Source organism: Clostridia bacterium (genome assembly GCA_014360065.1).
GTDB lineage: Bacteria > Bacillota > DSM-521 > Neomoorellales > JACIYF01 > JACIYF01.
On sequence record JACIYF010000063.1, the window covers coordinates 9,755 to 15,827 of the forward strand.

A 6,073-nucleotide genomic window follows, 5' to 3' on the forward strand; every position below is an offset into this window, starting at 1 on the left:
CGATTTCATACGATTTTTTGTTTTTTATGATTATGCCATTTTTCGCCGGCCTTTGCTGCGGGGCAAGGCTTTGCCTGCGATTATTGATTTGATGCGCGACCGCGAAGTGTATTACCGATTTGCTGATTATACAATTGATACCTCCGATCTTAGTGTTAATCAAGTGGTAGAGGAGGTACTGAAGAGGTGGAAGGAAGCTGGCGAATAAACAGACTACGGAACGGGATTTATTTGTAAAGCTTGGGAGTCGATCTTACCCTATAACCGTGACTCTAGGAGCCCTAAATTCCATACCTGAAGCTGTGGGCGGTTTAACCAATGCCAAGAAGTGTATGTTAATAAGTAACCCTACCGTTATGGAGCTCTATGGGAACCGATTAACCCACAGTCTGGTAGCCGAGGGATGGGAAGTCATATCAGGGATCGTCGATGACGATGAAAAAGCCAAGAGCCTCGACTCTATCTGCAAGCTGTGGGATTTAGCCGCCCAGCACCATTTCGAACGCTGGACTCCTTTTTTGGCCTTGGGCGGTGGAGTAGTGGGGGATATAGCTGGGTTCGCGGCTGCGACTTATAAACGTGGGGTTCCGTTGATTCAAATACCTACGACTCTCCTGGCCCAAGTGGACAGCGCCATTGGCGGCAAAAATGGGATTAACCATGCCCTGGGCAAGAACCTGATCGGAACGTTTTACCAACCCAAGGCAGTCGTGATAGACCCGATCACTCTTAAAACTTTGCCCCGGCGAGAACTTGTTTGTGGAATGGCAGAGGTTATTAAGTATGGTGTGATTGACGACGTTGTCCTGTTTACCTTCGTAGAGAAACAGTTAGAGCGGATTTTGGATGTCGATCTGGACATTATTGAGGAGGCTATTAAGCAGTCGGTTGCCGTCAAGTGTAAGATTGTATCTCTGGACGAGACGGAGGTAGGGCTGCGCGCAGTTTTGAACTTTGGACATACGGTGGGACATGCGTTGGAAAGCGTAACCGGCTATAAGCTTTTTCACCATGGCGAAGCAGTTGCGATTGGAATGGCGGAGGAAAGCAGGATGGCAGTCCGCATGGGGGTTTTTTCAGCCAGTGAGGCCGAAAGGTTAATTGCGCTTCTCCAACGAGCCGGCTTGCCAACCTCGATACCCAAGAACATCTCCTTGGATAGTTTATTGCCGGCCCTCCAGCAAGACAAAAAGAACCGAGAAGGCAAAGTATCTGTGGTTATGCCGAAGCAACTGGGGGAAGTATCTGTTTACCAAATAGACGGCCGGGAAGCCCTGAGACTGCTAGCTTAGGTGGGGTAAAGGTGGTTGTTAACGACGAAGTAGTGGACATTGATGTTTTGTTGGAAGGTAAAATGGGTTCGGTTCCAGCAGTCAGCTTTTTCAACCAGATATTGCTCCAAGCCATAGAGCGAAGGGCTAGCGACATCCACATTGAGCCGCGAGAGCATGATGCTGCAGTACGCTTAAGGGTGGACGGTGTTCTTCAGCCCTATCTACCGATCGAAAAGGAAGTGATGAGTGCCTTAGTCTCTAGAATAAAAGTATTGGCGCACATGGACATTGCTGAAAAACGCTTACCTCAAGATGGCAGGATACAGGTTCGTGGTCATGGTAGTGATATCGACCTTCGGGTTTCGTGTATGCCAACTGTTTTTGGCGAGAAGATTGTGCTTAGGCTTTTGGACCGCAATGCAAGGTTATTTAGTCTTGCCCAGCTGGGATTTGATAACCAGACATTAGAACTTTACCGCCACCTGTTTAACCTTCCCCACGGCATGGTTATAGTAGCTGGGCCTACTGGAAGCGGGAAAACTACCACCTTGTACGCAACCTTGCGAGAGATCGATGTAGTTCATAGGAACGTTGTCACTATCGAGGATCCTGTAGAATATGTCATGGATGGAGTGAGCCAAGTCTGGGTCAATTACAAAACTGGACTAGATTTTCCTACTGCTCTGCGAGGGATTCTTCGCCAAGACCCAGATGTTATAATGGTTGGCGAAATCCGGGACCCTGAGACAGCTGACATAGCGGTTCAGGCCGCCATTACTGGCCACCTAATTCTTAGTACGATTCATACCAACGATGCCGCTAGCGCTGTGGTTAGGTTGATGGACATGGGGATAGAGCCCTTTCGCATTGCTTCTGCATTAAACGGGGTAATGGCACAACGCTTAGTCCGTAAGCTTTGTGGCTGCCGAGAGATGGTAGGACAAGCATATAAAGCTAACGGTTGTCCTAAATGTTACTACTCAGGCTATATGGGAAGAACCGCCATTTCCGAAATTATGGCTGTCGGTCCTGAGGTCAAGGAGCTGATACTCAAAAGAAGGCCGAGCCAGGAAATTAAAGAGGTTGCTGTTGCTCAGGGGATGGTTGACCTGTGGGCGGACGGCCTCAAAAAAGTTGCTGGAGGCATAACTTCGGCGGAGGAGCTGGTCCGGGTTATTCCTGCCACTTAATAACCGCTGAGGAGATGGTAGCTCCATGGTTATTGCTGAAGTTCTCAAGCTGGCAGTCGAGAAAAGAGCTTCTGACATACACCTTACGCCTGGGGTGCCTCCCGTATATAGGATTGATGGCCAGTTGGTGCTTGAACGAGGCTTTCCTCAGGTGCTTCCTTCAATCACAGAACGCATTGCTCAAGAAATCATTCCTGCCAACCAAATCGCTAAGTTTTATGAGCATGGGGAGGTTGATTTTGCTTATTCTTTGCCAGGGGTAGGCAGGTTCCGAGTGAATGCCTATCGGCAGCGGGGGAGCGTAGCTCTGGCCATGCGTTTGGTTAACTCCCGAATCCCTACCTTATCTGAGCTGGGTATGCCAGCTATTGTAAGCGACTTGGCGCGGCGCACCCAGGGGCTGGTGCTAGTAACCGGACCAACTGGCAGCGGCAAATCAACCACTCTGGCTGCTATGGTTGGATTAATTAACAGTGAACGTAGTTGCCACATCATTACTCTTGAGGATCCGATAGAGTATTTACACCAACACCAGATGAGTATTGTGAACCAGCGGGAAATCGGTACCGACTCTGAAAGCTTTGCTGAAGCCCTGCGAGCAGCGTTACGGCAAGACCCTGATGTAATCATGGTAGGAGAAATGCGGGATCTCGAGACCATAGCTACGGCCGTGACTGCAGCTGAGACCGGCCATTTAGTCCTAGCAACTCTTCACACAGCTAATGCTGCTCAGACAGTCGACCGGATCATCGACATCTTTCCGCCGCATCAGCAGCAACAGATCCGAGTTCAACTCGCCGATGTAATAGAAGGGGTCATAAGCCAGCAGCTTCTGGCCAGACGTGATCAACCTGGACGAGTAGCTGCGGTGGAGATTATGGTGGCAACTCCGGCTATCCGGAACATGATTCGGGAAGGAAAGAACTATCAGATCCTATCTGCTATCCAAACCGGCGCAAGATATGGAATGCAGACTATGGACATGGCTTTACGGGATCTTTACCGAAGGGGGATAATTGCGCTGGAGGACGCCGCTCCCCGCCTTCGAGATAGTAACTTAATTGAAGAAGCAATCAGATAGACCGTTATGCTTAGGAGCTCAGGGCTATGGTCAAGCTGAGCTATCATGCTTATACCCAGCAAGGATACTTGGTGCAAGGTACGTTAGTAGCCAAAGATTCTAACGAAGCCGCTGCCGAACTCAAAAAGCAAGGGCTCTGGGTTATTTCCCTGAAACCAAAAGGGCGTAGAGTAGTAAAGCGATTGGGACTACAGGACTTGGCTTTTCTATTTCAGCAGATGGCGTTAATGCTCTCGGGTGGTTTGCCGTTGCTCAGGTGCTTACAGGTACTCCAGCAGGAAACAAGCGGTGACCGGCGGGAGCTATTGAAAGCCATTGAGGGCGACCTCAAAAATGGCCAGGGTCTGGCCGAGAGCCTTCAAAACTACCAAGACTTGTTTCCTCTTAAGATTATTCAAATAGTCAAGGCGGGAGAAGTGAGCGGCAGGTTAGACGAAACCTTGGGTCGGCTGGCAGCACAGCTAGAAAGGGAGCGGGAGATAAAAGGCAAGATTCACTCTGCCCTACTTTATCCCGGACTAGTCTTCCTTACGGCTATTCTGGCGTTCTTTGTGATTATCGCTTTTATCTTTCCCCGGTTAACGGAGGTGCTTCAGCATCTCAATGCACCCATATCCCCAACAGTTTTAGGCCTTTTGTCTTGGCATCGATGGTTTTGGCAAAGGGGTTGGAGCTGGTTGGCTCTGGCCGTAGGAGTCGCCTGTGTAGGGGCGTATGCCTATAGGCAGTCCTCTTCGATGAAGATATGGGTTACCCGCCTGACCCTCAGATTGCCATGGGTTGGCAAGACCTATTGCCGAGGGGTTAGCGCCAAGCTATTGCGAACCCTAGGTACTATGTTGTCCAGTGGGGTACCGCTTCTAGAAGCATTGCAGGTAGTAGCTGAGAGCATGGGTAGCCTATACTGGCAGCGAGCTCTAGGGTGGGTCCAGCTGGAAGTCAGCAGGGGGCAAAGCTTAGCCGCTGCCATGGCTAAACTGGGGGTTTTCCCTACGTTGGTGATACAAATGATCCATGCCGGAGAGGAGAGTGGGAGGCTGGCAACAGTTCTTGAGGGATTGGCTACATATTATGAGGAGAGGATTTATACCCAATTGCTCGGCTTGACTAAAGTGTTAGAACCTGTATTGGTGTTAGGATTGGGAGCATTGATAGGCCTGTTGGTCATGAGCTTGCTGTCGTCAATGGTGGTAGCTCTAAGTACCATATCTTAACAGTTTTCGAGGCAGGCCATCAAGGCCAGGTTTGATAAACTTGACCCGAAGCCTGCCGCCGACAAGCTTGACTTCTCGCTGGTGTGCTGAGCCCAAGGGTGGAGTCTGACCCGGGTGCCTTGGGGTACAGTTGATTGTCGCCGCCGGAAGGTGAGCACGCGGAGGAGGAGATGGGGGAAATGCCGCAACAATCAGAGGATCGAATGAAAAATACCGGAGGCTTCACGCTGATCGAGCTAACTGTGGTCATGCTGATAATTGGTATTATGGCTGCTATTCTGGTTCCCAGGTACTTTAACGTAGCCGATCAAGCCAAAGTCAACTCTGCTCGAAGCGAGCTAAAGAATTTCCAAGGGGCTTTGGAGCTTTTCCGTTCAGATACCGGAACCTACCCTTGGGACGAGGAAGGAGGCCAACCCAGCGATGAGTGTACCCAGGGGCTGGCGGCCTTAGTCAACAATATTAGCCAAGCTTCGGAGGTTGTTTATCCAGGATGGGATGGCCCCTACCTATCGGTTAGTCAGGACTACGTCGGTGATGTGGTTAACCGAACTCCACCCACCCAAAGGCCCTTTGCGCCGCTCGATCCGTGGGGCAACCCCTATTCTTATAAGCTTAATGACCCTAACGATCCTGCTAAAGGGTATGTCATTAGGTCATTCGGTCCTGACGGCGAGCTGGATAGCGGCGACGATCTTGTCTTGCCATGAAGGAGGAAATCCGCTTGCCGGCTTGGCTAGGAACGGGAGATTCTGTGGCTACCCAGATATTTGCCCTGGTCCTGGGCGCTGTTGTGGGTAGCTTTCTTAATGTCTGCATCTGGCGCATTCCTCAGGGAGAGTCTGTAGTTTATCCACCTTCGCACTGCCCCCACTGCGGGCAACGCCTTAAGGCTTGGCAGATGATACCTATTTTAAGTTATTTGTTGCTCCGTGGGCGGTGTGCCTTTTGTTCTCAAACCATCGGTTGGATCTACCCAACCGTCGAAGCTTTAGGAGCCCTTAGCTTGTGGGGTGCAATGGTGAGATTCGGGCCTACCTGGTCAGCCCTTGGCGTTGCCTGCCTTATTTGGATCGGTCTGGTTGTTGCCTTTATTGATCTCTACCATTATCGTATTCCAGATTCTGTCACGATTACCGGGATGGTGCTGGGCATTATGTTTACCTTGGCCAGGAACCTTGAAGGGGCAGCAGAGTTGGGCCCAGTTGCGTGGCGGACGCTCGAGCAATGCTTTTACGGAGCTGTTGCAGGCGGAGGGTTTCTTTGGTTAGTTGGATTTTTAAGCCGAGGGGGCATGGGGGGAGGAGATATCAA

The 6,073-nt window shown here is 50.6% G+C and carries 8 protein-coding genes (1 of these 8 only partly in view); all 8 read left to right on the top strand.

Annotated features, from left to right (window positions below):
• A protein-coding gene (locus H5U02_09710; GenBank protein ID MBC7342704.1) for a shikimate kinase crosses the window boundary here: on the top strand, nucleotides 1–30 show its final stretch. The gene continues 384 nt to the left of window position 1, outside the view; the window shows 30 of its 414 coding nt (coding positions 385–414); its start codon lies beyond the left edge, outside the window; it ends in the stop codon at nucleotides 28–30.
• 40 nt (nucleotides 31–70) lie between these two features.
• Nucleotides 71–208 (top strand): hypothetical protein, encoded by a 138-nt coding sequence (locus H5U02_09715; protein MBC7342705.1) that lies wholly within the window; start codon nucleotides 71–73, stop codon nucleotides 206–208.
• On the top strand, nucleotides 198–1,292 hold the full coding sequence (locus H5U02_09720) for a 3-dehydroquinate synthase (GenBank protein ID MBC7342706.1): 1,095 nt from the start codon (nucleotides 198–200) through the stop codon (nucleotides 1,290–1,292). The genes H5U02_09715 and H5U02_09720 overlap by 11 nt, the downstream gene beginning before the upstream one ends.
• Before the next feature lie 11 nt (nucleotides 1,293–1,303).
• Nucleotides 1,304–2,464 (top strand): type II/IV secretion system protein, encoded by a 1,161-nt coding sequence (locus tag H5U02_09725; GenBank protein MBC7342707.1) that lies wholly within the window; start codon nucleotides 1,304–1,306, stop codon nucleotides 2,462–2,464.
• A 25-nt stretch (nucleotides 2,465–2,489) separates the two neighbouring features.
• Nucleotides 2,490–3,545, top strand: coding sequence for a type IV pilus twitching motility protein PilT (locus tag H5U02_09730; GenBank protein MBC7342708.1), 1,056 nt, complete (start codon nucleotides 2,490–2,492; stop codon nucleotides 3,543–3,545).
• 26 nt (nucleotides 3,546–3,571) lie between these two features.
• A complete protein-coding gene (locus H5U02_09735) occupies nucleotides 3,572–4,759 on the top strand; it encodes a type II secretion system F family protein (GenBank protein MBC7342709.1) in 1,188 nt (395 codons plus the stop codon).
• Nucleotides 4,760–4,938: 179 nt separating this feature from the next.
• Entirely contained in the window at nucleotides 4,939–5,469 is a 531-nt protein-coding gene (locus tag H5U02_09740; protein MBC7342710.1) for a type II secretion system protein GspG, read from the top strand.
• Nucleotides 5,470–5,483: 14 nt separating this feature from the next.
• On the top strand, nucleotides 5,484–6,073 hold a 590-nt coding region (locus tag H5U02_09745), incomplete at its 3' end, for a prepilin peptidase (protein MBC7342711.1).